This window comes from Empedobacter sp. EJD.6dd (assembly GCF_057369435.1).
The window spans coordinates 1,896,719-1,920,925 of the sequence record NZ_CM170667.1 but is presented as its reverse complement, the minus strand read 5'-3'; the positions used below and the strand labels follow the sequence as shown (position 1 = coordinate 1,920,925).

Here is a 24,207-nt window from a genome sequence, read left to right as displayed (position 1 = left end):
GTTAAGTAATGGAAAATAAAAACTATAAGTATAATTCTGCGAAATTTTTGATGAGTTGGGTGAAGAAAAGAGCGCAAAAAACTCCTAAAACAGCATTATACGTTTTACTATTTTTATGTCTATCGACAATATCTGCTGGAATGATAGGATATCATTTTAATGACTCTGAATTTGCGTCGAGAGCAGGAAAATTCAATGATGACAAAAGCAAATTATTAGCTGAGTTGGAAAGAATGGAAAATGAAAATCAAGAATTACATAAAAAATTTAAAGAAGTTGAAGAAGCTTTGACAGAAATCGAAGAAAAAGATCGCAATATTTATCGTACAATTTATGATATGCGTGTCAATGAAAATATCGATTCTGTAAACAAAGAAATTGATAATTATACGGCAGAAGATATCGAAAAGTTAATCGATAAAATCGAAGCTGAATCTAAATCGTTGGACGAAGTATTTCGTTCGGCAGGTGTAAAAGATGCTAATTTATCTTCTATGCCAGTTCTAAAACCTGTTGCAGATAAATATGTGAATCGTTTAGCTTCTGGTTATGGTTCACGTTTTCATCCTATTCTTAAAGTAAATAAAATGCACAAAGGTTTAGATTTTGCAGCGAGCACAGGAACGCCAATTTATGCAACTGGAGATGGTTCTGTAAAAGTTTCAGAATTTAATTCGGGTTACGGAAATATGGTTGTCTTGAAACATGGAAATGGTTACGAAAGTTTGTACGCACACATGTCTCGCGCAAAAGTTCGTAGTGGACAAAAAGTGAAACGTGGAGATGTAATTGGTTATGTTGGTTCGACAGGTTTGTCTACAGGAGCGCATTTACATTACGAAATTCATAAGAATGGAGAACCAGTTGATCCGATTATGTATTTCTACAATGATGTAGATCCAGACGATTTCATTAAAATTTATCAAAACTCTAAAAAATTGTCATTATCTTTGGATTAAACGCTGATAATGAACGTAGACCTGCCTGATAAACTATATTATTCGATTGGCGAAGTTGCCAAAGCCTTTGATGTAAACGCATCGTTGATTCGTTTTTGGGAAAAAGAATTCGAAATAATTCAACCCAAAAAAAATGCAAAAGGAAATCGATTATTTACCAAAAATGATATTGATTGTTTTAAGAATATCTATTATTTGGTCAAAATAAAAGGATATACGTTAGATGGTGCTAAGCAAGCGATAGGTAAAAAAGGAATTGCGACAACAGCGGACGAAATAGATGTTGTGAAGCGATTAGAAAATATAAAAGACGAACTCATCAAACTTAAAATGAGTTTTGAATCGGAAGAAATTTTAGAAAAAGATGAACTGAATTAAGTTCATCTTTTTCTAATTTACTTTTTTACAACCTTAGTTTTTGCTAAAATATCGCCCAATCTTTGATTCGTTTCAGAGTTATTAATCAAAATAATTCCAATTATTCCAAAAAACATCATGTCAATTGGATCAACTAAATGTCTCAGAAAAGATTGTTTAATTGTTACATTTTTTTGAGTATTTATATCAATAGGTTTCAATCCAACAATTAAATTTCCTAAAGTTGCATTTAAAACTGTTTCAAAAACACAAAAATAAACGAACCAAATAAAGATAATTGGTAACGTTTTTAATCCACTAACAGAATAAGCTCCTTCGTGATTCAATTCACCAAAATTTTTTAAATAAAAATATGTGATGATAATAATAAGTGTGTAATCTATTAATGCAGCAATAATCCTTCTTATAATGTATTTTTCGTGTTTCATAAACTAAATATAGAGTTTTATTCTTAACTTATATTAAGAATATTATTCGCCTAAGATTTCGTAAATTTACAGATTCAAACGCAAACTCAATGTACTTAATATACGATACAGAAACAACTGGTCTTCCAAAAGATTGGAATGCGCCGATTTCTGACTCTGACAATTGGCCGAGATGTATACAAATCGCTTGGCAATTGCACGATGAAATGGGACAAATTATTGAAAATCAAGATTATTTGGTTCGTCCAGATGGTTTTGATATTCCGTACGATTCTGAGCGTATTCATGGTATTTCAACTGATTTGGCTACCGAAAAAGGAGTGCCTCTTAAAGAAGTTTTAGACAAGTTTAATGAAGTTTTAGGTAAAGCAAAATTTATAGTTGGACAAAATTTAGGTTTCGATATTAACATTATGGGAGCCGAATTTTATCGTCTTAATTATGAAAATAATTTAACCGAAAAACCTGTTTTGGATACGTGTACCGAGATTACTGCAGAGTTGTTGAAACTTCCTGGCGGTCGTGGTGGTCGTTACAAATTACCAACGTTAACAGAGTTGCATCAATATCTTTTTGGCGTTCCGTTTGGAGAAGCGCATAATGCAACTGCCGATGTGGAAGCAACTACGCGTTGTTTTTTCGAATTGATTCGTAAAGGTATTTTTACAAAAAATGAGTTAGAAGTTGAAGATGAGTATTTTGTTCGATTCAAAGAAATCAATCAAACAAATATTCAGCCAGTTGGATTAAATCATGTTAATCTAAAAAAAGCTTCACAAGAAATTGCAAAAGCAAAGGCAAAAGAAGAAGGAGGTGATGAGGTAATTGAAATTTCGCAAGAGGTTTTAGAGCAATTTGAGAAAGCAAAATTTGCACATTTACATAATCACACCCAATTTTCTATTCTTCAGTCTACTATTTCTGTGAATGATTTGGTAAGTGCTGCGGCTAAAAACAAAATGCCTGCAGTTGCGATTACTGACCATGGAAATATGATGTGTGCGTTTCATTTTAATGCAGCTGTTCAGAATCATAATAAAGCAGCGAAAGAAAAGAACACAGAATTAATTGCAGAAGGAAAAGAACCAACAGAAGTGTTGATTAAACCTATTATTGGTTCTGAATTTTTTGTCTGCGAAAATCATTTAGATAAATCAAAAAAAGATAACGGTTATCAAATTGTTGTTTTTGCAAAGAACAAAAATGGTTATCATCATTTAGCAAAAATGGCGTCTAAGGCATATACAGATGGTTTTTACTATGTGCCAAGAATTGATAAAACGATTATCGAAGAATATAAAGAAGATCTGATTATTTTATCTGGAAATTTACAAGGTGAAGTTCCAAATAAAATTCTGAATCTTGGTGAAAAGCAAGCGGAAGAAGCATTGCTTTGGTGGAAAGATCAGTTTGGAGATGATTTTTACATCGAATTGATGCGACACGGACAAGAAGATGAAGATCGTGTAAATCAAACATTGCTTGCGTTTGCGCGAAAACACAATGTAAAAGTTGTTGCGACAAATAATACCTATTATATCAATCAAGACGATTCGAATGCACATGATATTTTGTTGTGTGTACGAGATGCAGAAAAACAATCAACGCCTATTGGTCGTGGTCGCGGTTTTCGTTTTGGTTTGCCAAATCAAGAATATTATTTCAAATCCGAAACAGAAATGAAACAATTGTTTCAAGATGTTCCAGAAGCGATTATTAATATTCAAGAAATTGTTGATAAGATCGAAGAATACACGCTTTATCGTGATGTATTACTTCCAAAATTTGATATTCCAGAAGAGTTTCTTCATGCAGAAGATGATGAAGATGGAGGAAAACGTGGAGAAAATGCTTACCTGAAACATTTAACATACGAAGGAGCCAAAATTCGTTATCCCGAATTAACAGATGAGATTAAAGAACGTTTAGATTTTGAATTAGCAACGATTGAGAAAACTGGTTACCCTGGTTATTTCTTGATTGTACAAGATTTCATCGCTGCAGCTCGTGAAATGGGTGTTTCTGTTGGTCCAGGTCGTGGTTCTGCTGCGGGTTCTGCAGTTGCTTATTGTTTGTGGATTACCAATTTAGATCCAATTCAGTACGATTTACTTTTTGAGCGTTTTCTTAATCCTGACCGTGTATCTATGCCCGATATCGATATCGATTTTGATGATGAAGGACGTTCGTTGGTAATGGATTATGTAATTGATAAATATGGAGCAAATCAAGTAGCGCAAATTATTACATATGGAACAATGGCGGCGAAATCTTCGATAAAAGATACAGCGCGTGTTTTAGATTTACCATTGTTTGACGCAAATCGTGTTGCAGGATTAATTCCGAACATGAAATTGGCAAAGATTTTTAATTTAGATGATAATGCGTTAAAAGGATCATTAAAACCAGAAGAATTTGATGCAGTAAGTGAATTAAAACGTTTATCAAATGGAACTGATTTAGCGGCAGAAACTATTCAGCAAGCTAAAATATTAGAAGGTTCTGTTCGAAATACAGGAATTCATGCGTGTGGAGTAATTATTACGCCAGATGATATCACAAATTTCGTTCCTGTAACAACTGCCAAAGATTCAGATTTATATGTTACTCAGTTTGATAACTCGGTAGCAGAAAGTGCTGGATTATTGAAAATGGACTTCTTGGGATTGAAGACTTTAACTTTAATCAAAGATACCATCAAGTTAGTGAAAGCTCGAACTGGAATCGAAATCAATCCGGATGAAATTCCAATCGATGACGAAAAAACATATGAGCTTTTTCAACGAGGTGAAACGGTTGGGGTTTTCCAATACGAATCTCCCGGAATGCAAAAGTACATGAAGGATCTTCGTCCAACAGTTTTTGCCGATTTAATTGCCATGAATGCGCTTTATCGTCCAGGACCGATAGAATATATTCCATCATTCGTACGTCGTAAAAATGGTGAAGAACCCATTCAGTACGATTTAGATGCGATGGAAGAATATTTATCAGAAACCTATGGAATTACTGTTTATCAGGAGCAAGTAATGTTACTTTCGCAGAAATTAGCAGGTTTTTCTAAAGGTGACGCCGATGTATTGCGTAAGGCGATGGGTAAAAAGCAAAAAGCAGTCTTGGATAAAATGAAACCAAAATTTGTGGAACAAGCGTCTGAAAAAGGGCATGATCCTAAAGTTTTAGAAAAAATTTGGACAGACTGGGAAGCTTTTGCATCGTATGCCTTCAATAAATCTCACTCGACATGTTATGCATGGATTGCATATCAAACAGCTTATCTGAAAGCGCATTATCCTGCCGAATATATGGCAGCTGTACTTTCTAATAATATGAATGATATTAAGCAAGTTACATTCTTTATGGAAGAGTGTAAACGAATGGGATTAGCCGTTCTTGGACCAGATATCAACGAATCGATTACTAAATTTAACGTAAACGAGAATTACGAGATTCGTTTCGGAATGGGTGCAGTAAAAGGTGTTGGTCAAGCGGCTGTAAATTCTATTATTACAGAAAGAGAAGAAAATGGTTCGTTCAAAGATATTTACGATTTTGTGAAACGTGTCGAATTAAGAACGGTGAATAAAAAAACAATCGAAAATTTAGTCTTGGCTGGAGGTTTTGATCGCTTTGAATTTCACCGTGGACGTTATTTCTTCATCGATAATACAACAACTAATTTAGAGAAATTAATAAAGTACGGAGCAAGTTATCAGGAACAAAAAAACTCTGCTCAAACTTCGTTATTTGGAGATTTTGGAGGAGATTCTGTTGTAGAAGATGTTGTGCCGATGTTACCAGATTGTGAAAAATGGAACATGTTACAACGTTTGTCGAAAGAGAAAGAAGTAGTTGGAATTTATATTTCTTCGCATCCATTAGATGATTTCAAACATGAACTAAAAATGGCTTCTAATTGCAGTATTTCTGATATTAATGTAAACGAAGATAACTTTGTAAATAAAGAAGTATCAATTTGTGGAATGATGTCTAATATTCAACACAGAATTGCGAAGAATGGAAACGAATTTGGGATTTTTACCTTTAGTGATTATACCGATTCGATGGATATCATGGTTTTTGGAAGTGATTATATGAAGTATAGACATTTTATGCAAGAAAATATGTTTTTGAATTTGAAATTGAATATCTCGAAAAAAGAATTTAAAGACAAAGAAGGAAATATTACGCAAGGTCGTGTGTATAAAAATATTACTAATATTTTGTTGTTGAACGAAATTGTTGAAAAACAAGCTGAAAAAATGACGGTAAAAATTGAAGTTCCAGAATTTTCGGAAGAAACATTTACCAAATTATCAGATATAATGTTCAAATACCAAGGCGATAAATTGTTGAAAATACAACTAATTGATCCAAAAGATTATTTGAATAATTTGGATTTACCAGCCAGTAAAATCAAAATTAACATTTGCCGAGATTTGTTAAAAGAATTAGACGAATTACAAGAAATTACATTTAAACTGAACTAATTATACGTTTCATCTATCTTATAATTGAGAGATAATATGATCGAAATTTTTCGGCAAAAAAAAATTGTGTAGATTTGTAAACTTAAGATTAGATAAAAAATATAAGATTATGGCATTAGAAGTAACAGACGCATCATTTGCATCGGATATTATAGAGTCAGGAAAACCTGCAATGGTTGATTTTTGGGCTGTTTGGTGTGGTCCTTGTAGAATGGTTGGTCCAGTTGTGGAAGAGCTAGCTACAGAATATCAAGGAAAAGCAGTTATTGGTAAAGTTGATGTAGATACTAACCAAGAAGTTGCTGCAAAATATGGAATTCGTAATATTCCTACAATTTTATTCTTCAAAGACGGTGAAGTTGTAGACAAAGTTGTCGGAGTTGTTCCAAAAGAACAATTAGTAGAAAAATTAAATGCGATTTTATAATAAATTAAATCGTTGATTTTGAAATAAAAGAATCTCGGATGAAAAAAATCCGAGATTTTTTTCGCAAAAAGTTTAGGTTTTATCAGAAAACCGCCTATATTTGCAATCCGAAATCGATACAGATTTTGATCCGGTAGTTCAGTTGGTTAGAATACTTGCCTGTCACGCAAGTGGTCGCGGGTTCGAGTCCCGTCCGGATCGCAAAAAGTTTCGTTCTTTTACACAATATATTTTTTATAATTTCTGATCCGGTAGTTCAGTTGGTTAGAATACTTGCCTGTCACGCAAGTGGTCGCGGGTTCGAGTCCCGTCCGGATCGCAATTTTTTATAAAATTCATAAAAAATATATTAATTTATAATTTTCTGATCCGGTAGTTCAGTTGGTTAGAATACTTGCCTGTCACGCAAGTGGTCGCGGGTTCGAGTCCCGTCCGGATCGCATCTATTTCTTTTTCTATTTTAGATCGATCGAAAATTATAAATAAAAACAGACTGATCCGGTAGTTCAGTTGGTTAGAATACTTGCCTGTCACGCAAGTGGTCGCGGGTTCGAGTCCCGTCCGGATCGCCAACTTTTATAAGCTTCACATTTTTGTGGAGCTTTTTTTTGCTCCAAACTTACCTAAATTTTACTTTTGCATAACGCATAACGCATAACGCATAACGCATAACGCATAACGCATAACGCATAACGCATAACGCATAACGCATAACGCATAACGCATAACGCATAACGCATAACGCATAACGCATAACGCATAACGCATAACGCATAACGCATAACGCATAACGCATAACGCATAACGCATAACGCATAACATGAATCATATTTATTTGGTCAATGCATTGGTAACCGATGCAAAAGGTAGAATGTTAGCTGTTCGAAAAAAGAATTCGAACTATTTTCAGATGGTTGGTGGTAAACGCGAACAAGAAGAAGAATTACTTGCTACGCTTCGACGCGAGTTTTTAGAAGAAATAAATGTTGATATTTTTTCACATGACGTTTCTTTTTTAGGAAAACATTCTTCTATTGCTGTAAACGAGAAAAACACCGAAGTACATGCAAATGTGTTTCATGTTAAATTAAAGTCTTTAAAAACGCTTAAAATTGCTTTTGAGATAGAAGAAATGGCGTGGATAACGAAAGAAAACTACAAAGAATATCAATTTGCACATTTATTAGAAGAATTCAGTTTACCGATTTGGTTGGAAATGGATTTCTAAAAAATAAATAAAAATTTCTGTAACGTTTTTATTTAATGTCTACTAACTAATAAACACTAAAAATAAAAACAATGAAATCTATTTGGGAAGCAAATTTTGAGAATAATGTGATTCGAGTTGAGAATTATTGGTTTTCTGGCGAACGTTTATTTGTGAATGATAAATTACAAGATTATCAAACGAATTATTTTTCTACTCCAATTTTAACGGGACATTTATATAATTCGAAAAACGAAAGATTAAAGATAAAAGTAAATATTCTGCAAGAATTTCTTAGTGTAAACTGTATTCTTTTCATCGATGACGAACAAGTTGCCTTGAAAAAAGTAAAGTAACGATTTTGGAAGCAAAGCAAACTCATTTTTTAGAATTAATCGAACAGCATAAAGGAATTTTACATAAAATTGCTAAGATGTATATGGACGATATTGAAGATCAAAATGATTTGATACAAGAGATTGTTTTGCAATTGTGGAATTCTTTTGAACGTTTTAAAGGAAACTCGCAATTTTCTACTTAGATGTATCGTGTTTCGTTAAACACTGCTTTAACTTATTTAAAAAAAGAAAAGAAGAAAGCGACTAAACATACGTTTATAGAAAATATAGACCACATTGATGAGGTTGATTCTGATGAGAAAGAAACACAATTGGAATTGTTTTACAAAGCTGTACATGAATTGAATAAAATAGAAAAAGCCTTAATTTTTTTGTTTTTAGAAGGTCAAAGCCACAAAGAAATTGGTGCTAACTTAGGAATTACAGAAGGAAATGCTCGTGTAAAATTGAACAGGACAAAAGAAAAAATACAAATCATCATAAAAAAATACGGTTATGAATTTTGATGAATTACAAAAACAATGGGATAATCAGTCTTCAGAAGACGTGAAGATTGAGAAAGATTTAAAAAATTTAAATACTGCAAATAATATATTTGAAGACCTAAGGAAAAAGATAAAAACTGAGCTGTCAATAACTATTATTGCATTTGCTTTCCTTTTCGTACTACCCATTGTCCCGATATATAAGATTAATGGAGTAGTTACATTTTTCTATTATTTTTTTATTTTTTATTTGTTTATAGCAGCTATAGTTACTTATTTACGTTTTTATCATTTTTATAAAATCTCAAAAGAGTATGAAATTAATTCGTCAAAAGAAATGTTGTTAAAAACTTATTACGAATTAAAATATGCATTAGACACTTATCTAATTACAACAATAATTGCCACACCAAATGGTATTGGGTTATATTTTATATTGTTTTCTTTGGGTAATTCAGAAAAATATTTTGGACAGTTAATAAATTTTTCTGAAACATTAAATTCTAATCCTACATTTTTTATTTGGATAATTTTATTAATTGTTTTTTCAATTGTAATTGTAGGGGGAATTTTATATTACATGTATGCGATATATTACGGAAGTAGATTAAAACGAATTAAAACCATTTTAAATCAATTAGAAGAGTAGCCTAAAGTTACTCTTTTTTAATACGGAATATCGAGCACAAATTTGAAAGTTAGCGCTTGTTTATTTCGTAAAACTTCAATAGAAATTTGTTGAAATTCATTTTGTCGCATAAAAGTTTCGATATCATCCATTGACATTTTACTTACATCTTTTCCGTTAAGTTTAATGAGTTGATCATTCGCTTTTAAACCAATCATTTCTGCATTAGAATTTTTTCGTACAGATTCTATTTTATATACAGGTTTTAAAATATATTTATAATTAACTTTTTGAGTAGAAACAGTGTTATATTCAGAAATATTAGCTTGTTGAACTTGAACATCTATTTTCTCATTTTTCCACTCAAATTGATCATGAATGATTGTTAAACCACTTCTATTGTAATGAAAAGCATCTTTAAAATTTCGATTTGGTTTGAAATAAAACCTTTTATTTTTGTAATCAAGAATAATTGAAAAACGTCTTAAAATCTCGTTTCCTAACGAACCTTTTCGTTCATTTTTGAGGTTAAGATATTGGATAGATTCATAACTTGGAATGGCAATTAAAGGTTGTTTTAGATTATATTTTCCGAGATTAACAGAAGAAATTGTTCCACGTTCACCATTAATAACTCCATTAAAACCTTTTCCTAATTCATCGTGAAATGCATGTTGTAAAGAAGTTAAATTTTTTACCTGATTTTTAAAAATCCACAATCCATCACTATTTCCAATGTCAATTAACATTTTCTGATTGGTGAAATGTTTTTCGAGCGTAAAATCTACACTAATAAAAGGTTTACTTTCTTCACTTATCTCTAAATCGATTGACTGAAATTTGTTGAGTTTTTTTACATTATTAATACTATTATAAATCGTTATTTTGCGTTTCGAATAATCAATATTGATAGGATAATTAATAAAAAAATCTGCACCAATAATACCATGAACATCCATTCCTAATCGAGAAAAAAGATTAAAATTTTCGTCTTGAATAACTATAATATCCATATTTTTTGAAGAATAATTTTTTCCGATTGTTATATGGTTATTAGTAGAAAAATATCCAGTTGTATTTATTGAGTTATTTCCTAATCCTTTTAATGTAATTTGACGTAGATTTTCTTTGTTAATTGCTTGGTCATATTCGCTAAATAAAATGGTTTCTTTTAACCCAGAATCTATAATAAAATTCATTTGTTGATTATTAAATGAAAGCGGTATGATGACTAAATTTTTAATCAACTTAAAATTAATCGTTTCTTTCTTTGTGTTTTCCGTTAATAAAAGACCATTTTTCTGTGCATGTAAATACAGAAAATGAAGAGTTAAAAATAGGAAGAAGTAAAATTTAGTTCGCATTCAATTTATTGTATATATTAAATTTATGTAAAAAAACAATGCAAAAATTGAATAATTCTTAATAATTATATTAAAACTTTAACATGCCGTTGTGTAACCATTGGGAGTTTTGATTATCAATTTTTTATAAAATTGAGTAATAATTTTAAAACCAATTTGATGACAAAAATTTACTTCCTTATTTTGTGTTTTGTTTCGTTTACAAATGCACAAAAGATTAAGAATGATACAATTCAATTAAACGAAACTATTCTGTATGATAAATCTAAGTTTAGATTGAAACGTGTTGGTTCTGATTCCAAAACTAAGACAGTACAAGTCGGTTTGAATTCTGATATTAATTTTAAAAATGATTCATTACCAAAATATATAAAAGAAATTGCTATTCCTATAAGTGCTTCTAATAAAGAATTTACTTTTCAACGAATTAATTTTAATTTTAGTAATTCATTGCAAGTTGATTCAGTTATTGTAAAAGTAGATTTATTAAGTGATTTAGATAATCGTCCAGATAAATCGATACTAGAAAATCCATTTAATATTGTAGTAAAAAAAGAAAATCAATCGAATAATATTTTTATTTATGATTTGAGAGATTATAATATCAAACATAAAGGAAATTTCTACATTAAAGTAGAATTGTTATCTAAACTTGAGAAACCAATATATCTTAGCGCAGCTTTGTTAGCAAAATGTTTATATAAAACAAAGGATTCAAAAGAATGGCATAAAACGCCTTTAGGAATTACACCAGCTATTAACGCAGATATACTCATTAAACGATAATAAAAAAAGAGCTTTTCGCTCTTTTTTTATTATCGTGGCGTTCCCCAACCCCAAGGCGCTGTTGGTGTTTCAATTTCTTTTGTTAAATCGAAGTAGACATTAAAGGGAGTTTTAGAACCTGCTTTTTGCAAATTGTAACTAAATGTTTTGTCGTCGAGTGTTATCCACCAAATATTTGTTGAAGCATAATCTATAAGACTTGCAGTTTCTTGATCAGCAGGAAACATCTGAAAATCCTTGAAACCGAAATTTGTATTTGTTCCACCATAAAAAGTAACTGTTTCTGATGTTCCATTTTCGTGTCTGTGATCATGTTTTAGTGTAATGATTCCATCTTTTTTGGTTAAAATCCACGTTCTTGAATAATTATCACCTACGTTGAACGGAATTTTAATTTCATTTGCAGTACAACTTTTTACATGCATGGTTAATTTTTTTCCAGCAAAATCATCTCGTGTAATATGTTCTGCTAACTTGCCTTCGTAAGCTTTACCACAATGCTTTTCAAGATTTTTCCAAAATATTTCTGAAGGTTTTTCAGTTTGTGCAAAAAGAGAAGAACATCCAATTAAAATGAATCCAAGTTGTAAACATTTTTTAATCATAATCAATAATAAAATAATATTCAATAATGTTTTAAAGATAATCTATTTAAAATTGATGAGTTTGGTTCTTATCTTGTAATGCTAAAGATTAACAAATTTTAAATGAAATAAATACTTATTTTAGATTATAAATCCAAACCTAAAAAATGAAGAATCTATATTTGATCGTATTTATCTTTTTGAGTAGTTTTTCTTTTGCGCAAGAAAAAACTTATCGTTTTTTGTACGATATTCATCAAGTTTATGAAACCAAGAATAAACAAACAACTATTTCTGCTGCTGTAAAAGAAGAATTGAATAAATCTTTTGAGTTAGAAGTTTTTGCGAATAAAAATCAATCATTTATCAAGTTGATTGATGTTGTTAGAAATTCTCAAGAAAATTTCTTTTTAGATATTAAACCAGAACCCAATTGGTTGTTAATAGACGAAGCGTCAAATTTGACTTATGAAAAAGCGACTAATCCAAACCAAAATTTTAAGTTTCTACAAGATTCAATTCAACGAATTCAAGTTCAACCTACAGGGCAAGAAAAGACTATTTTGGGAATTCGTGCGAAAGAATATAAAACTGAAACTGAAATGTACGATTATACGTTTTGGTTGGGAGATTTTGATGGGATTTCGGCAAGCCCAATTTATTTTCAGTTCAAAGATTTGGTTGTGGTAGAGTTAAAAATAATTTTTAAAGAGGCTTTAGAAAATGGAAATAGAAGAGAAGTAACTTATCAATTAAAAGATAAAAAAGAAGTTTCGTTTAATTTCAAGAAAAATATTCCAAAAAAATATACAACTAAAAAAGAACTTGATAAATTGAGTAGTGAAAAACAAGCTAATTCTGGCGTTGAAAAAGATTAAATAAAAAATCCTCGCTTGTTCAGGGCGAGGATATATAGTTAAGTGTGTGTTTTTTTATTTCAAATAAAAATTTCGAATTAAAATTAATTAATATCTATAATATTCTGGTTTAAATGGTCCTTCAACCGTTACACCAATGTATTCTGCTTGTTCTTGAGATAAAACTTCTAATTCTACTCCTAATTTAGCCAAATGTAATTCTGCAACTTTTTCATCTAAACGCTTAGGTAAAGTGTAAACTTCATTTTTGTAAGCTGATGAATTTGTCCAAAGTTCGATTTGAGCTAATGTTTGGTTAGAGAACGAGTTTGACATCACGAAAGATGGGTGACCTGTAGCACAACCTAAGTTTACTAAACGCCCTTCAGCTAAAACGATGATATCATTTCCATTAATATTGTACATATCAACTTGTGGTTTGATTTCTGTTTTAGTTGCTCCGTGAGTTGAGTTTAACCAAGCCATATCGATTTCATTATCGAAGTGACCAATGTTACAAACAACTACTTTGTCTTTCATTTTCTCGAAATGCTCTGCACGTACAATTCCAAAGTTACCAGTAGTTGTAATAACGATATCAGCGTTTGCAACAACTGAATCTAAACGTTTTACTTCGTAACCTTCCATAGACGCTTGTAAAGCACAAATAGGATCGATTTCTGTTACTGTAACAATTGCTCCAGCACCACGGAAAGAAGCCGCTGTACCTTTCCCAACATCACCAAAACCACAAACTACAACACGTTTACCAGCAATCATCAAGTCAGTAGCACGTTTGATAGCATCTACTGCAGATTCGCGACATCCGTATTTGTTGTCGAATTTAGATTTTGTTACAGAATCATTTACGTTAATTGCAGGCATAGGCAATGTACCTTTCTCCATTCTTTCGTAAAGACGGTGTACACCCGTAGTTGTTTCTTCTGATAATCCTTTGATCTCAGCAACTAATTCTGGGTAACGATCAATCACCATATTCGTTAAATCACCACCATCATCCAAAATCATGTTTAATGGTTGACGATCTTCTCCGAAGAATAATGTTTGCTCGATACACCAATCAAATTCCTCTTCGTTCATCCCTTTCCAAGCATACACAGGAATACCAGCAGCAGCAATTGCAGCAGCAGCATGATCTTGTGTAGAGAAAATATTACATGAAGACCATGTAACATCAGCTCCCAAAGCAACTAACGTTTCGATTAATACTGCAGTTTGGATTGTCATGTGTAAACAACCTGCAATGCGAGCACCTTTCAAAGGTTGAGCAGCTTTATACTCTTCACGGATAGCCATTAACCCTGGCATTTCAGCCTCAGCCAACGTAATTTCCTTTCTTCCCCATTCAGCTAAAGAAATATCTTTAACTTTGTAAGGAATGTATTGCGTTTTTGTATCCATCAATTGATATATTTAACTAACTTTTTTTTAAAGTTTATAAGGAACAAATTTACAAACAAATTTCGATTAATAAAATGCCCGTCATCGATTATATTAACGATTTTAAACATACTCGTATTATTACGTGGGAAGTGACAGAATCGAATGAAGAATTATTAGAATATCTTCAATTAGAGGATTATAGAATAGAGAAGTACAACAACTTGCGTCCTAAACAGGCTCGCGAATATCTTGGCTTGCGCGCTTGTCTAAAGAAACTAGACTTAGATTATGATGTTAATTATGACGAACGTGGAAAACCATTTTTACCAACAAACAAAGAAATTTCGATTACACATTCGTACGGATTAGTTTCGGTTGGAGTGAGCGAATATAACATAGGAATTGATATAGAATTGGCTCGTCCTAAAAAAATATTAAACATCAAACATAAATTTGCTCGCCCTGATGAAAGCAGTTGGATTCCGCAAGAAAGTGAAATAGAATATCTGCATGTAATTTGGGGTTTAAAAGAAGGTTTGTATAAGTTGAACGGAGGTAATCTATGGAATTTCTTGAATCATTATCGTGTAGAAGAATTCGATTTACAAGAAAATAAACAAATTGTGTGTTGGATTTCTGATGAATTAAAAAGTCGAAAATATCATGCTTTTTATAAAATGATAGGCGAGTATTATTTGGTTTGGGTGTTGGATTATGAATAAATCGAAATGCGAAATTAGAATTACGAATTACGAAACTCAAAAATTATTCTCAAATTCTCAAATTAGCGAATTAACACATTAACCATGAACGATTTTATTGATTATATCTTTGCACCTTACAAAACCTATTCTTTACTGAATATTTTGCTCGAAACTGTTGCAACTTTGTTCGGAATTATTTCAGTTTATTACACCTACAAACGTAATATATTGGTATATCCAACAACTATTATTTCGACTTTTATTTTTATCTATTTATTTTTTAATTGGGGATTGTATGGCGAAACAATTATCAATTTCTATTATACTTCGATGGCAATTTATGGTTGGATATTGTGGCAGAAAAATCTCGAAGAAGATAACAAGCATGTTGATGTTTCGTGGGCGTCAGCAAAAGAATATTTCTATGCTACGATTCTTTTTATTCTAAGTTTCTTTTTTATTCTGACAATATATTATTTCCGTCCGGTTATTCAGAATGGATTTGATACAAGTTTTATCAATCAATGCAAATTGCATTATACCAATATCGATTTTATAGATGCTTCGACAACAGCAGTCTTTTTAATTGGAATGTGGATGATGGCACGTAGAAAAATAGACAACTGGTTTTTCTGGATTGTTGGTGATGTTGTGATGATCCCGTTGATGATTTATAAAGGAGCTGTGATTACTTCTTTTCAATATATTGTCTTATTAATTTTGTCAGTTATTGGGCTAATTGATTGGATAAAAGTTCATAAAACTCACAAAAATTAGTGAGTTTTAATTAAAATTTAATTTATTATTTTAGCAAGAATTATAATTAGAAAATATTTACCTAAAAATAAACATATGGAAAATCAACACGTATATCAACAAAACCAATTGGTCGCAGAAGCAACTAGCGTAGAAAGAGCAAATTTTTATAAACACACTTACGGACACGTTGCTGGAGGAGTTTTAGTATTTGTATTAATCGAATCTTTGATGTTAAAATCTGAAGCTTTAGTGAGCTTTATGTTAAGTTTAGCTACTGGATATCTTTGGCTTATTTTATTAGCAGGTTTCATGGGAATTACATGGGTTGCTCAAAAAATGGCGTACGGATCGATTTCAAAATCTAAACAATATTTAGGATACTTTTTATATATTATTGCAGAAGCCTTAATTTTTGTACCAATGCTTTACATTGCGTTGTATTATGGCGGAACATTTGTAATAAAACAAGCAGCTGTAGTTACGGGAGGATTATTTATAGGTTTATCAGCAATTGTATTCTTAACAAAAGCAGATTTCTCAATATTAAGAGGAGCTTTAACAATTGGTTTCTTCTTAGCAATTGGTTTGATTGTTGCAGGAATGATGTTCGGGTTCGATTTAGGATTATGGTTCTCTGTTGGAATGTGTGCATTAGCTGGAGGAGCAATTTTATACAACACTCATCAATTGAAATATGAATTTGGTACACAACAATATGTTGCGGCGGCATTGTCGTTATTTGCTTCATTAATGTTATTGTTCTGGTATATTTTGAGAATTTTTATGAGTAGAGATTAATCATTAAGAAACAATAAATTTGTATATTGAACCGTAGCATTTTTGTTACGGTTTTTTTATTAAAATACTATGACAGATAAAGAAAGAGAAGACGATAGAATACAATCGCCGTTTCGACCAAAAGATTGGAACGAGATTAGAATAAATGATTCTTGGGCATTGTTCAAGATTATGGCAGAATTTGTAAATGGGTACGAAGTAATGTCTAAAATAGGACCTTGTGTGTCTATTTTTGGTTCGGCAAGAACTTCACCAGATCATCCTTATTACGCTTTAGCAGAAGATATTGCATATCGATTAACGCAAATTGGTTTTGGTGTAATTACTGGTGGAGGACCAGCAATTATGGAAGCTGCAAACAAAGGAGCGCAAAAGGGTGGAGGAACTTCTGTTGGATTAGGAATTACATTGCCTTTCGAAACTGAATTGAACAAATACATTGACCGCGAATATGAAATTAATTTTGATTATTTCTTTGCACGAAAAGTAATGTTTGTAAAATATTCGCAAGGATTTATTGGAATGCCAGGAGGTTTCGGAACATTGGACGAATTATTTGAGTCGATGACATTGGTGCAAACAAAGAAAACTGGACGTTTTCCGATAGTTTTAGTCGGAACTGAATATTGGTCAGGTTTAATCGATTGGATTAAAGAAACAGTTTTGAAAGAAGGGTATATTTCTGAAAAAGATTTGGATCTTTTCCGTTTGGTTGATACGGCTGAAGAAGCAGTTGCTCATATCAAGAATTTCTACGAAAAATATAATATCAAGCTTAATTTTTAAGACAAGAAAAACCTCATCTATTGATGAGGTTTTTTTATGTTTAAATCGTTGTTATTTATTTTAAATCGACTACTTCAAATATCATATCTTGGTAATCATCTGCTTCGTAAAAAATACCAACTTTATTTTTTGAGATATTTGTCAAGACAGAATAAGCCGAAGATTTAGGGTCAATTGTTTTAACGAAATTCCATGTTTTGGCTTGATCTTTACTAATTTTTAAACCTAAATTTTGTCTTTCTTTTGGATCATGTAAATTACTAAATACAATATTTTTTCCTAAGACTAATGTTGAAGCATTACAAGTCGGATCAATTAATTGTTCTTCCATTTTAGAAGTCCATGTTTTTCCTTGATCACTTGATGTGAAAATTTTGCGATAACCTGCATTCTGAATACGAGCATTCAATAACCAATCTTTGTTCGAAAGTTGAATAATATTCGTTTCATCAGCGTTAGCAGCTACACTCGAAATTCGTTCCCATGTTTTTCCGTGATCTTTACTTCCGAAAACATATACACCATCTTTTAGTCGAACTAAGGTATTCAGAATCCAGCCTTCTTTGGAATAAAAACCTCGACCAGAAGTAATAAATTTAAAATCTTTTTTCCATTCATTTGGTGTGATTTGATCTGTTATATCTTGTGGTTTCGACCAAGTTTCTCCATTGTCTGCACTTTTGATAAAGTGAAGTCTAAATTCGTTTTTTGCAATTTTATGGTTCATATAATTGTAAAAAAGAAAGATTTCTTTTGTTTTTTCGTCCAAAACCATCGACACATCCGAAGCAGATTCTTTGTATGGGAAATCTACAATTCGTTTTATTTCTGACCAAGTTTTTCCTTTATCATGGCTTGTTCTAATCACAATATTGATATCATGATTGTAAAGTAAATCTCCACAATTTGGGACACGCTCATCAATTGCTGCAATTAAAGTTCCATTATTAGACGTAATAATGCTTGGAATGCGATAACATTTGACATCGGTTTGATTTTTACTTGTAAATAAAACGTGTTTGTTAGTTTGGGCAAATCCTAATGAAAAAATGAAGGAAAAAAGCCCAAGTAAAATTTTCTTCTGTGACATGGTTTGTAAATTAATCCACAAGATATTAATTATTCTATGAATTAACTGAATAAAGAATAATGGGTTTAAGCAAAAATCCCTTGATTTTAAAAGTTGATAAAATCAAGGGATTTTTATTAGTTTTTAATCAATTTTGTAGTTGATTTATTGTTTTTTGTTTCGATATTGAGGATATAAATCCCTTTTGATAATTCTTTTATATTAAACTGATGCGTTGATGAAAAACTGCCAGAAAATTCTTTAACTAGTTTACCTGAAATATCATAAATCTTTATTTTTTGAGTATCAGTAGTTAAAGTAAAAAATGATGCTGCTGGATTTGGACTTACTGTAATTTTATCAATTTTTATATTGACATTATCTGTTGATAAATTAGCTTTTGCGTTTCCAAAAATTCTAAATTCTCCAGGATTTAAGCTAACTGTAAAAGTTGAATTTGTATTGGTAACATTTAAGGTTGTATTATCCATTAAATTGTACCAATTTCCAACGAAAGGAAATAAAGGTGCGATATTTTGAGTTGATGTTGTAAAGTTTGCAATTACAATTACCTCATATAAATCAGACGACGATAATAAATTATTTGTAATCTGAATACGAGGTTTTAAATCTCCCGAAGTAATCGTATAATTATCAGTTTCAAAAACTTTATTATTTAGTTTTAATCCAATAATTTTTGACCAAACATCGTAAACACTTTTTCTATCAGTATCATTTATGTAACCAATTTCAGAAGGAATCGGTTTAGGATTTGTTCTACAACCATCGCTATTTGTACCATCTTCACAATGATTGATCGAATAATCGTAACCTAATTCACCAAATTGCCATAACATTTTAGGACCAGGAATTGTAAATAAAACAGCACCAAGAGCTTTTTGTCTTTCCAAAGAAGTTTTTAAATCTTTTACATTATACGATCCATTTGTCGCTCCATATTGTAAGTTTTTATACATTAAACGTTCTTCGTCATGGCTTTCTGCATAAGCAACTAAATGCTTTTTTGTAAAACCTTTTACCGAATGTTTTAACCAATCAAAGTTACTATCTGAAGCATATCCCATTGTATTCTGATTGAAATTGTTTGTCGCTTTTCCCCAAAGCATAATTCCTTTTCCTTCGTTTATTCTATAATTTGCCCATTCTGTTTCTTCTTGTGCAGAACCATTGTTTCCTAAATGTTCAAAAATAATATAAGAAGTAGGATCAACAGCCCATTGATCATCTGCATATTTTTTCAAAATAGCTACACGATCTGCTTGATAATTATTGGTACACGTTTCGTCTGAAGGCAAACAGTTTTGAGTAAATCCTTTTGTTAAATCCCAACGAATACCGTCAATTTTGAATTCGTTTATCCAATGTTCAATTGTTCTTTTTATATAATATTGTGTTGGAGCTAATTGATGATTAAGATCGTAACCAACATTGTAACTATGTTTGGCTTCTTGATTTGCATATGGGTTTGTTGAGGTTGGATCTCCGAAACCATCTCCATCAGGATCATTCATCCACATTCTTACTAAAGGCGAACGACCATAAACGTGATTTAATGCAACGTCTAGAATAATTGCAATTCCGTTTTGATGCGCCAAATCGATGAATTCTTTCATTTTTGTAGCTGGTCCGTAAGCTTTATCTAAAGCTAAATGATATGCTGTGTTGTAACCCCAAGAAATATTTCCTTCGAATTCCATGACAGGCATAATTTCGATTGCATTGATGTTTAATTTCTTGAAATAATCAAAATCATTAATCAAAGATTCCCACGTTTTAGCTGTGTTAAAATCTCGAATCAATAATTCATAAATTACTAAATTCTCTTTGTTTGGTTTTGCGAAATTTTGAACTTTCCAATTGTATTTAGCTTGATTTGTTTGTAAGACAGAAACTTCAAACTGTTGCCCTGCAGGATATATAGGCATGTTTGGATAAGTTGTAGCCGTAATATATGGATCGTCGTATGGAGAAAGGATCAACGTAGAATATGGATCAGCAGTTTTTACGCCATCACTTGTTCTGTATTGAAATGTATTGACTTCTCCAGATTTCAGATTATTAAGTTCTATCCAATACAAATCTTTATTCGTGATATCGCGATTCATCACATATTGATCCGAGATTTGCCAATTATTGAATGATCCTATTACGTGAATAAATTCTTTCTGTGGTGCATAAAGTACCAAATAAGCTTTTGTAGGATCATTATCAACATAGTTGATTCCTTGTTTTAAATTAGAAGGAATCGCAACATTTTTTACTGTTGGTTTTACAAAAACTTGAAAAGATTTTGAGATTGTTTGTCCATTGTTTTCTGCTTTTAAGATATAGGTTTGGTTTGATGTAATTGTATAATTTTTATCAAAAGTTGTAGAATTTGATAAAGCATCAATTTGAGTTCCGTTTGCAGTTAATGTCCAATTTGCATTTTTTGTTGCAGTTGCTTTGATGTTGAAACTTGCTCCAGAAGTTACATTTGTAATACTATTTTCTACAGGATTATTTAATGTTACTTTAAACGAACCAACATTAATTGTTAAATCAGAAGTTTGTTGTTGTCCATTAGCACTTCTAAAAACAACATTGATTGCAGTGATATTTTTAGAAGGATCTATTTTGTAAAAACTGTAGATAGATGTCGGGATTTCTAATTTATAAGTTGTTCCTGAAACCAATGTTAATTTTGGTTGAGTCGTATTATTTCCCCACGATTCGATAACGTTTTGCCAAGCTTGTCCATTTACAGTAACACCTGTGTGAGCATAAATATCACCAGAGTAACTTGCCAAACCAGTATTGTTTTTATCAAAAAAGATGGTAACTGGTTGATCAGGTTCTGGAATTGTTGGAGTAGTTGTAATTTGTGCTTTTGTAAAAATAATTACAAAAAACATCAATGTAAAAAATAAAATGTTTTTCATGTGAGTGTGGTTTTAGAAAAAAAGCCATTAAAATAACAGAAATGAATTTTAATGGCTTTTTGAATGTATAATTTTATGAGAAAAAATTATTATTGAGCTTCAACTGTATAAGTTTTCTTGTTGAAGTTTGCTGTGATTTTGTATTTTCCAGCTGTGATTTTGATGTTAGCTCCATCTTTGTCAGTCAAAATTCCAGGAGTAGTTGTTCCTCCGAAATTAACTCCCCAATCATTATTTAATCGGAATTTATATTCACCAGCTTTTAAAGTCGTAGTAATTACCCAAGAATCGATAGTGCCATCGTAAGATAGTTTTTCGTCTGGTCCACCCCAACCATTAGCTGTAGCGTCTCCAACTAATCCCCACGTGTATTTTTCAATTTTATACGTAAGTTTTGAAAGGTCAAATGTTGCTTTATATGTACCAATGTTTGCAATTTTGATGTTGCTACCACCTTTATCTAAACCTCCACTTATTGAATTTCCGTCAGGGCTTATAGTGCTTGGTTCGTTATCTCCGTAGTTTACATCCCATTTTCCATCTTGACGGAATTTGATTTCAGAATTAGCTTCGTTTACATCAAAGTAAGCAACAAAAACGTTTGTTTCATCGGTTTTCCAGAAAGGAATATCTTTTCCATCTGCCCAACCAGTGATAGATCCAACTACACTCCAATTTGTAGATAAATCTGTTGGATAAGGAGTAACTTTTAATGGAAGAACATTCGAAATTAATTGTTGAGAACCAGGTGTACCAACTGTTGATAGAACACGATATTCTAATTGCCCTTCTTTAAAAGGTTCTAAACCTAAATCTGTTGCGATTAAATTCAATTCTTTTACTGTAATATCTGCAGTTGTAGAAGAAGTTGAAGTTACAATCTTTGCATTTTTAAAGTTATTTCCAGCTAAATCAATCTCTAATTCATATTTAGGAGGAGTATTAGCTCCATATTGAGCAGCAGACCATTTTACAGTCATTGCATTAGATGCAGCATTTTCTTCTAATAATACAATAGAGTTAGAAGTAGGAGCTGTAACTACAGGAGCAACAAAAGTAGATGGATCTAATTGAATGATATCCTCATCGTCATTACAAGCGCTTAACGCAAAAATGCTTGCGCAAGCTAACGAAATATATTTTATAAAATTTTTCATATTAGTAACCAGGATTTTGAGTTAAGTTTTTATTGATTACGATAATATTATTTGGAATTGGGAATAATGCTTTTGTAGCATCAACAGAAGTTCCATTTTTAACACCTCCTTTGAAAGGCCAATTGTAACTAGATACATATTTTTTGAAACGAATTAAGTCTGTACGACGAGTTCCTTCCCAATACATTTCACGAGAGCGTTCTGCTAAAATGAAATCTAAATCTAATTGACTATTTGTAATATTACCAGCTGTATTTCCGTAGCCACGTTCGCGTAATGCGTTTACTAGATTAAGTGCAGTTGCTTTATCACCACCTGCGCCACCTCTTAAAACAGCTTCTGCATAGTTTAAATAAACTTCAGCAAGACGTATTACTGGAATGTCAGTATCTACATATTCTCCTGTCGCATCATTACCATTACCTCCTGTCGACTTTTTGTTCGACCATTTGTATACAGCATACCCTTCTCCAAATGTACCAACGTTATTGATTTCGTATGTTTGACCATCTGTAAAGAACATGGCGCGTTTATCTCTCCATGCAATAGGATTTCCTTCACTATTTCTTGTTGTAACAGCATCACTAAATTGGTTAACTAAGGCTTTTGTAGATCGAGGACCTCCCCAACCACCGTTAACACCATAATCTCCTGCTTTCATATTACCACCGATTGATGCTTTAACTAAGAATGTAGATCCTCCGTAAGTTCTAGAGTTATTTCCATCAAAATTCAGAGTGAAAATAGCTTCATTTTGAGCACCGTTGACATCGTTATCTGCTAAAAATAATTCGTCATACGCAGAACCATTTTTATTTACGTCAGTTGTATTAATCTTGTATGAAGATTGCATAGCTAACTTAGAATAAGTAATAGATTCAGTATACTTAGGTTGACCAATCCATGTTTCAGCATTTAAATATAAGCGAGATAATAGAGCTTGAGCAGCTACTTTATCAACTCGTCCATATTCGTTTGCACGACCTTCTTTTAATTCAGTCTCAATTTCTTTTAATTCAGTTTCAACAAAAGTAAATAGTTCTTGACGATTGCTTTGTTTTGGTAATTCAGAAGTAACATTCGTTACCAAAGGTACATTTGCGAATAAATCTATTAAATTATAATATGCATAGGCACGAATAAAACGCGCTTCGGCAATGTAAGATTTTACATCTTGATCTGTCTCTCCTAATGTTTTTGCATTTGAAATAAATGAGTTAGAGAAAGAAACAGTTTGTGCTAAACGGTAATACATTGCTTCAACAAAACTGTTGCTTGCACTCCACGACATACCATGTAGATCTGGTAAACCTGTATCTCCCCAACCAACGATAGATTCGTCTGTTGTTAATACATTAAGATTAAACATTAAACGAGTGTATTGAGAAGCACCTTCATCTATACCTTGAATATCTCCATCTCCAGCAGGACCTTTTTGACCTGTTAAAGCTAATGAAGCATATACTTTTGCTAAAGCAGATTTAGCTTCAATAGGATTTTTAAATACATCAAATTCTGTATAAATATCTGGATCGTTTGGCATTAGATCTAAATCATCATGACAAGATGAGATAGAAAAAGCTAATACAGCAGCTAATATATATTTAGAAATTTTATTCTTTTTCATAATTGTTCT

General features: G+C 31.6%; 21 protein-coding genes, 4 tRNA genes and 1 pseudogene. 18 read left to right on the top strand and 8 right to left on the bottom strand.

The annotated features are described in order from the left end of the window. Positions 1–8: 8 nt before the first annotated feature. Together AC2I98_RS09050 and AC2I98_RS09045 are read left to right on the top strand one after the other, a co-directional pair. The gene (locus AC2I98_RS09050) at positions 9–959 is read left to right on the top strand and encodes a peptidoglycan DD-metalloendopeptidase family protein (protein WP_486411375.1); all 951 of its coding nucleotides are present in this window, start codon (positions 9–11) and stop codon (positions 957–959) included. Positions 960–968: 9 nt separating this feature from the next. Then, the gene (locus AC2I98_RS09045) at positions 969–1,337 is read left to right on the top strand and encodes a MerR family transcriptional regulator (RefSeq protein WP_486411374.1); all 369 of its coding nucleotides are present in this window, start codon (positions 969–971) and stop codon (positions 1,335–1,337) included. Between the two features lie 17 nt (positions 1,338–1,354). Here the strand turns inward: AC2I98_RS09045 and AC2I98_RS09040 are convergent, their stop codons facing one another. Next, positions 1,355–1,765, bottom strand: a complete 411-nt coding sequence (locus AC2I98_RS09040; RefSeq protein WP_486411373.1) for an RDD family protein — start codon at positions 1,763–1,765, stop codon at positions 1,355–1,357. Positions 1,766–1,854: 89 nt separating this feature from the next. On the opposite strand from AC2I98_RS09040, the gene dnaE reads away from it, so the two are divergent. From dnaE to AC2I98_RS08990, 10 genes and pseudogenes are all read left to right on the top strand, one after another. Next, complete coding sequence (dnaE, locus tag AC2I98_RS09035) at positions 1,855–6,255, top strand: DNA polymerase III subunit alpha (RefSeq protein ID WP_486411372.1); 4,401 nt, start codon at positions 1,855–1,857, stop codon at positions 6,253–6,255. Between the two features lie 109 nt (positions 6,256–6,364). Next, the gene (gene trxA, locus AC2I98_RS09030; protein WP_038331009.1) at positions 6,365–6,682 is read left to right on the top strand and encodes a thioredoxin; all 318 of its coding nucleotides are present in this window, start codon (positions 6,365–6,367) and stop codon (positions 6,680–6,682) included. A gap of 127 nt (positions 6,683–6,809) precedes the next feature. Further along, a tRNA-Asp gene (locus tag AC2I98_RS09025) sits at positions 6,810–6,883 on the top strand. A gap of 44 nt (positions 6,884–6,927) precedes the next feature. After that, positions 6,928–7,001 (top strand) — tRNA-Asp (locus tag AC2I98_RS09020). Positions 7,002–7,048: 47 nt separating this feature from the next. Further along, a tRNA-Asp gene (locus AC2I98_RS09015) sits at positions 7,049–7,122 on the top strand. Between the two features lie 55 nt (positions 7,123–7,177). Beyond that, positions 7,178–7,254: transfer RNA gene (locus AC2I98_RS09010), tRNA-Asp, on the top strand. Positions 7,255–7,502: 248 nt separating this feature from the next. Beyond that, positions 7,503–7,910: an NUDIX hydrolase gene (locus AC2I98_RS09005; RefSeq protein WP_486411371.1), complete on the top strand. Its 408-nt coding sequence runs from the start codon at positions 7,503–7,505 to the stop codon at positions 7,908–7,910. A 71-nt stretch (positions 7,911–7,981) separates the two neighbouring features. Then, positions 7,982–8,245 (top strand): hypothetical protein, encoded by a 264-nt coding sequence (locus AC2I98_RS09000; RefSeq protein WP_486411370.1) that lies wholly within the window; start codon positions 7,982–7,984, stop codon positions 8,243–8,245. A gap of 77 nt (positions 8,246–8,322) precedes the next feature. Continuing rightward, positions 8,323–8,754: pseudogene (locus AC2I98_RS08995) on the top strand (RNA polymerase sigma factor). Continuing rightward, positions 8,744–9,382 (top strand): hypothetical protein, encoded by a 639-nt coding sequence (locus AC2I98_RS08990; protein WP_486411369.1) that lies wholly within the window; start codon positions 8,744–8,746, stop codon positions 9,380–9,382. Before AC2I98_RS08995 ends, AC2I98_RS08990 begins: the two are co-directional and overlap by 11 nt. Positions 9,383–9,399: 17 nt before the next feature. Here AC2I98_RS08990 and AC2I98_RS08985 read toward each other — a convergent pair whose 3' ends face one another. Then, positions 9,400–10,560 carry a PDZ domain-containing protein gene (locus AC2I98_RS08985; RefSeq protein ID WP_486411368.1) on the bottom strand — a complete coding sequence of 387 codons (1,161 nt, stop codon included), beginning with the start codon at positions 10,558–10,560 and terminating at the stop codon, positions 9,400–9,402. A 324-nt stretch (positions 10,561–10,884) separates the two neighbouring features. Here AC2I98_RS08985 and AC2I98_RS08980 point away from each other — a divergent pair, with 324 nt between their 5' ends. Then, positions 10,885–11,511, top strand: a complete 627-nt coding sequence (locus tag AC2I98_RS08980; protein WP_486411367.1) for a hypothetical protein — start codon at positions 10,885–10,887, stop codon at positions 11,509–11,511. 29 nt (positions 11,512–11,540) lie between these two features. On the opposite strand, the gene AC2I98_RS08975 is transcribed toward AC2I98_RS08980, so the two are convergent. Next, positions 11,541–12,140 carry a hypothetical protein gene (locus tag AC2I98_RS08975; RefSeq protein WP_486411366.1) on the bottom strand — a complete coding sequence of 200 codons (600 nt, stop codon included), beginning with the start codon at positions 12,138–12,140 and terminating at the stop codon, positions 11,541–11,543. A 122-nt stretch (positions 12,141–12,262) separates the two neighbouring features. Between AC2I98_RS08975 and AC2I98_RS08970 the strand changes: the two genes are divergently transcribed. After that, complete coding sequence (locus AC2I98_RS08970) at positions 12,263–12,973, top strand: hypothetical protein (RefSeq protein WP_486411365.1); 711 nt, start codon at positions 12,263–12,265, stop codon at positions 12,971–12,973. A gap of 87 nt (positions 12,974–13,060) precedes the next feature. Here the strand turns inward: AC2I98_RS08970 and ahcY are convergent, their stop codons facing one another. Next, positions 13,061–14,374 (bottom strand): adenosylhomocysteinase, encoded by a 1,314-nt coding sequence (gene ahcY, locus AC2I98_RS08965; RefSeq protein ID WP_486411364.1) that lies wholly within the window; start codon positions 14,372–14,374, stop codon positions 13,061–13,063. Between the two features lie 74 nt (positions 14,375–14,448). On the opposite strand from ahcY, the gene AC2I98_RS08960 reads away from it, so the two are divergent. The 4 genes from AC2I98_RS08960 (at position 14,449) to AC2I98_RS08945 (ending at position 17,403) form a co-directional block, all read left to right on the top strand. After that, positions 14,449–15,078 carry a 4'-phosphopantetheinyl transferase family protein gene (locus AC2I98_RS08960; protein WP_486411363.1) on the top strand — a complete coding sequence of 210 codons (630 nt, stop codon included), beginning with the start codon at positions 14,449–14,451 and terminating at the stop codon, positions 15,076–15,078. 84 nt (positions 15,079–15,162) lie between these two features. Continuing rightward, a complete protein-coding gene (gene pnuC, locus AC2I98_RS08955) occupies positions 15,163–15,837 on the top strand; it encodes a nicotinamide riboside transporter PnuC (protein WP_486411362.1) in 675 nt (224 codons plus the stop codon). Positions 15,838–15,912: 75 nt separating this feature from the next. Further along, positions 15,913–16,617: a Bax inhibitor-1/YccA family protein gene (locus tag AC2I98_RS08950; RefSeq protein ID WP_486411361.1), complete on the top strand. Its 705-nt coding sequence runs from the start codon at positions 15,913–15,915 to the stop codon at positions 16,615–16,617. A gap of 69 nt (positions 16,618–16,686) precedes the next feature. Then, entirely contained in the window at positions 16,687–17,403 is a 717-nt protein-coding gene (locus AC2I98_RS08945) for an LOG family protein (protein ID WP_486411360.1), read from the top strand. Positions 17,404–17,458: 55 nt separating this feature from the next. Here the strand turns inward: AC2I98_RS08945 and AC2I98_RS08940 are convergent, their stop codons facing one another. The 4 genes from AC2I98_RS08940 to AC2I98_RS08925 form a co-directional block, all read right to left on the bottom strand. Continuing rightward, a complete protein-coding gene (locus AC2I98_RS08940; RefSeq protein ID WP_486411359.1) occupies positions 17,459–18,493 on the bottom strand; it encodes a sialidase family protein in 1,035 nt (344 codons plus the stop codon). A gap of 116 nt (positions 18,494–18,609) precedes the next feature. Then, the gene (locus tag AC2I98_RS08935) at positions 18,610–21,414 is read right to left on the bottom strand and encodes an alpha-amylase family glycosyl hydrolase (protein ID WP_486411358.1); all 2,805 of its coding nucleotides are present in this window, start codon (positions 21,412–21,414) and stop codon (positions 18,610–18,612) included. 89 nt (positions 21,415–21,503) lie between these two features. Then, positions 21,504–22,571, bottom strand: a complete 1,068-nt coding sequence (locus AC2I98_RS08930) for a SusE domain-containing protein (RefSeq protein ID WP_486411357.1) — start codon at positions 22,569–22,571, stop codon at positions 21,504–21,506. A gap of 1 nt (position 22,572) precedes the next feature. Next, a complete protein-coding gene (locus AC2I98_RS08925) occupies positions 22,573–24,198 on the bottom strand; it encodes a RagB/SusD family nutrient uptake outer membrane protein (protein WP_486411356.1) in 1,626 nt (541 codons plus the stop codon). Positions 24,199–24,207: the final 9 nt, after the last annotated feature.